At 74.0% G+C, this 504-nt stretch carries 1 protein-coding gene; it reads left to right on the forward strand.

Going from position 1 to position 504, the window contains the following annotated elements:
* Positions 1–504: beta-ketoacyl reductase (locus ACP4IX_RS36690; RefSeq protein ID WP_426559040.1), on the forward strand; the 504-nt coding region annotated here is incomplete at both ends.

Consider the following 504-nt stretch of genomic DNA (forward strand, 5'->3'; position numbering starts at 1 on the left):
CTTGGACGCGCTGGCGGAGCAGCGCCGGGCGGACGGTCTGGCGGCGACGTCGATCGCGTGGGGTCCGTGGGCCGAGGGTGGCATGGCGGCCGACGAGGCGATGGCCGCCCGCATGCGCCGAGGCGGGGTCCCGCCCATGAAGGCCGGGTCGGCGATCACGGCGATGGGCCGCGCCGTCGGAGCCTTCGACACCACCGTCGTGATCACGGACTTCGCCTGGGACCGCTTCGTCACCGACTTCACCGCCGGGCGCCCCAGCAACCTCTTTGCCGACTTGGTCGACACGAGGCCTGTCGTCGCGGCCGCCGGCACTGCCGACGCGTCAGCCGTCGGGGCGTCGACGTCCCTTGCTGAGCGCCTGGCGGCCCTTCCCGGGGCCGAGCGGGAGCGTGAGCTGCTCGGACTGGTGCGTGCCCAGGTGGCGGCTGTGCTCGGTCATGCCGGGGTTGACGCGGTGGGTGCCGGGCGGGCGTTCAAGGAGCTGGGCTTCGACTCGCTGACGGC

Source organism: Streptomyces sp. WG5 (assembly GCF_049974565.1).
In the GTDB taxonomy this organism is placed as follows: domain Bacteria; phylum Actinomycetota; class Actinomycetes; order Streptomycetales; family Streptomycetaceae; genus Streptomyces.